The organism is Streptomyces sp. NPDC057950 (assembly GCF_042887295.1).
In the GTDB taxonomy this organism is placed as follows: domain Bacteria; phylum Actinomycetota; class Actinomycetes; order Streptomycetales; family Streptomycetaceae; genus Streptomyces; species Streptomyces kaempferi.
The window spans coordinates 1-3,364 of the sequence record NZ_JBHVPP010000056.1 but is presented as its reverse complement, the minus strand read 5'-3'; the positions used below and the strand labels follow the sequence as shown (position 1 = coordinate 3,364).

At 70.1% G+C, this 3,364-nt stretch carries 2 protein-coding genes and 2 pseudogenes; all 4 read left to right on the top strand.

All coding sequences use genetic code 11. The features are described from left to right. Positions 1 to 140: pseudogene (locus tag ACFVTC_RS42755) on the top strand (MerR family transcriptional regulator); the annotation flags it as partial. A gap of 254 nt (positions 141 to 394) precedes the next feature. Then, positions 395 to 965, top strand: a pseudogene (locus ACFVTC_RS42750) (hemolysin III family protein). A 268-nt stretch (positions 966 to 1,233) separates the two neighbouring features. After that, a complete protein-coding gene (locus ACFVTC_RS42745) occupies positions 1,234 to 2,469 on the top strand; it encodes a PP2C family protein-serine/threonine phosphatase (RefSeq protein ID WP_390135243.1) in 1,236 nt (411 codons plus the stop codon). A gap of 290 nt (positions 2,470 to 2,759) precedes the next feature. Further along, a complete protein-coding gene (locus ACFVTC_RS42740; protein ID WP_266639986.1) occupies positions 2,760 to 2,936 on the top strand; it encodes a CsbD family protein in 177 nt (58 codons plus the stop codon). Positions 2,937 to 3,364: the final 428 nt, after the last annotated feature.

Below are 3,364 nucleotides of genomic sequence, written 5' to 3'. Positions count from 1 at the left end.
GCGCCCGCGAACTCGTCGACCAGGGAACCCCCATCGAGGCCGCCTGCCGCATCATCATCCTCGAGGATCAACTCGAAGAAGCCCAGCGCATCAACGCCGAATACCGCCGCACCGCATCCCGGCAGAAGGCCGGCGCCTGACCCGCAGCCGGACGACGCGCCGAGCAGCAGTCTGCGACCGCTTTCGAGAATACGAGTGCGTGATCTCCGAAGATCGCAGCCGCCGGCCCACGGACGGCAGTCCCAGCTCCCCCCGGCACCACGCCAGACACGCTCTCCCGTACCTCCACCGTTGATACGCCGTCAAGCACAACCGTCCCGCCGGCTGCCGGGCAGACGGACCACAATGCGGGGGAGGTGGGGTGGAGCGCGCGGGGGCTGCGCTGAAGCCGAGGATGCGTGGCCGGCTTCACGCCGGTGTGTCCCCCCTCGCGCTGGGCGGCGGCATCGTCCTGATCGCCGTTTCGCGTTCGGCTGCGCTAGCGGCGGCGTGCGCGGTGTACGCGGTCTCCGCGTGCCGGCTGTTCGGTAGCGGCGCCGTCTACCACCGCGGAACGTGGGGCCCGCGCGGGGAGGCGGTCCTGAGGCGGCTTGGACCACGCCAACATCTTCCTGATCATCGCCGGTACCTACACCCCGCTGGCGGTACTGCCGCTCCCCGAAACCCGGCAGTGAGCGCTGTTGGCCCTGGTGCGGGCGGGCGCCCTGGCAGGCGTCGCCTTCCGCATCCTTTGGATCAGGGCTCCGCGCCGGATGTACACCCCGTGCTACATCCCGCTCGGCCGGGTGGCCGTCTTCAACCTGCCCGAATTCGCGCGCACCGGCGGCACCGCGGTCGCCGCCGTCTACGGACTCAAGCGCCCCAACCCGTCACCGGCCTGGTTCGGCTTCCACGAGGTCTTCCACGCCCTGACCCTCAGCGCCTTCACCACGCGGTACACCGCCATCCTCCTGGCGGCCACCTGACGGCCTGCGGGGCACGCCGAAGCGCGGGACGCGCGGACGGGTCCTGCGCGCGCACGGCCCGGGGAAGCTGCCGGGCGCGGCGGGAGCCCGGGTTCCAGGTCCTGTGGTGCAGTGTGATCTGTCCGCTACCGGACCGGGCAGGCTGTCGCGCGTGTCCCGGGCGGAGTCTTGAGCGTCATCGAGCAGTGAAGGAGTCGATGTGACCGCAAGAGGGTCGGGCAGCGGGCGGCCCGCTCGTCTTCCCGGAGGCGGGACCGGCTCCGGGGAGATGACGTTGGCAGGGACGTTGGAGGCGGCGGAGGCCGCTGCGCCGGTGGAGTCGCTCGACGTGGTCGCGCGCATGCTCAGGGAGCATCTTGGAGCCGGGTCGGTGTCGTTCCTGATCACCGACTTCACCGGCGGCTCGGTGGTACGGCTGGGGACGGCGGGCAGCGTCGATACGGATGAACCCGCCCGCCGCATCGCGCTGCGGGGCACCGTGTACGACGACGTGATCCGCACCCAGCGGCCGAGCGTGGAAGACAGGGGCGAGGGCACGGCGCGGATCGTCGCCCCGGTGACCAACCGCGGGGACGCCATCGGACTCCTCGAACTGTTCCTGCCCGCGGCGCCGGACCCGGCGATGATGCGGGAGATCGGTGAAACCGCGCACGCGCTGGCGTACATCGTCATCGCGAACCGGTCCTTCACCGACGTGTACCAGTGGGGCCGCCGCACCAGCCCGCTGAGCCTGGCCGCGGAGATCCAGCACCGCCTGCTCCCGGCATCGCTGGCGTGCGAAGCCGCGCAGTTCGCGGTGGCCGGGGCACTGGAGCCGGCCGACCACGTCGGCGGTGACACCTTCGACTACGTGATCGACCGCGACACCGTCCAGCTCTCCGTCACCGACGCCATGGGCCATGATGTCGACGCCGCGCTGCTGGCCACCCTTGCAGTCGGCGCCCTGCGCAGGGCACGGCGGGCCGGGGCGGATCTCGCCGAACAGGCCCGCCAGGCCGACCGGGCCGTGCACGAGCACGGCCGCCACGGCTACGTCACCGGCCAGCTCCTGCGCATCAGCCTGATCGACGGCAAGAGCGAGTTCATCAACGCCGGCCACCCCTGGCCGCTGCGCATGCGGAACGGACAGGTAGGGGAGATCACTCCCAAAGTCGACATGCCGTTCGGCTTCCACACCCCTCACCTCTATCGGGTCCAGTCACTGGACCTGGAGCCGCGCGACCGGCTGGTGATGGTGACCGACGGCATGCTGGAGCGCAACGCGGGCGGCCTCGATCTGTCGGATCTGATCGTGCGCACCCGGGACCTGCATCCCCGCGAGGCCGCCAGGACCCTTATCGCGGCGATCGTCGACGCCGGCCACGGTCACCTGCAGGACGACGCGACCGTCATGTGCCTGGACTGGCACGGCGTGGCTCACTCCGAGCGAGACGCCGACACCGGTGCGGACCTCACCGACGCCTCCGCCCCTGCGCGGACGGGACGCACCACTCCCGGGCGATGAGTCCGGGCGGGAGTTCAGCGAGTGAGGGCCCCTGACGTGTGCCCAGGCGTGTGTCCAGCGGCCTGGGCCGGGCGGCAAGAAGCGGTGTCCGCCGGAGCGTCTCCGGCGGACACCGCTTCTGGGCGGGTGTGTGCCTGCGGATCGCTCTTCCATCCCTGCGGATCTTATGTATTTTTTACAACGCCCGTAGCTGCGAGAAGCCTGTCGGCAGCCCTTCCGGTTTGAGAGTGGCGCCCGGGGGTTACACGGAGGGCGTACTTGAGTTCCGAGTGAGGCAGGAGTGAGTGGTTGTGGCTGCGGACGAGAAGGCTCAAGCCAAGGGTGAGCAGGCCAAGGGCAAGGTAAAGAAGGTCGTCGGCGGTGCGGTCGGCAACGAGTCCCTGAAGGCCAAGGGAAAGGCCGAGGAGTCCAAGGGCGACCTGCGCGCGGCCAAGGAGAAGGCCAAGGACGCGATCAAGCCCAAGTAGGCCGCACCGCTTCTGATTCTGATCCCGGCCGCCCGCGGGCGGCCGGGATCAGTGCGGCCCGCGCCCGTAACGCTTCCCCCGGCAGATGAACGGAGTTGCCGCACCCTCTTGCGGAGCGTGCGCCTTGGACCGGGGGAAGGACTGCTGAGCCCCGCACGGCGATGAGGCTGAGGGGTAGGGGGAGCGCCGGGTACGACGCGTTGGCCGGCGTTCGCGGTTCCCCGCCGCCAAGGTCGGCGGGGGCGGGCATCACGGTCGTTGCGCCGGTGTGTGCTGTCCTGCCCGAGGCGTTGTTGGTGGCCGGCCGGACCCAGTGGTCGTCCCTGGCCGTCACAGGCGAGGTGGATCTTCGTGGTCTTGTGTCCTGAACATGAAAGGGAGTTGGTAGTAGGGCAGCTTCTGGAAATGGTGCTGTGCGAGAGATGAAG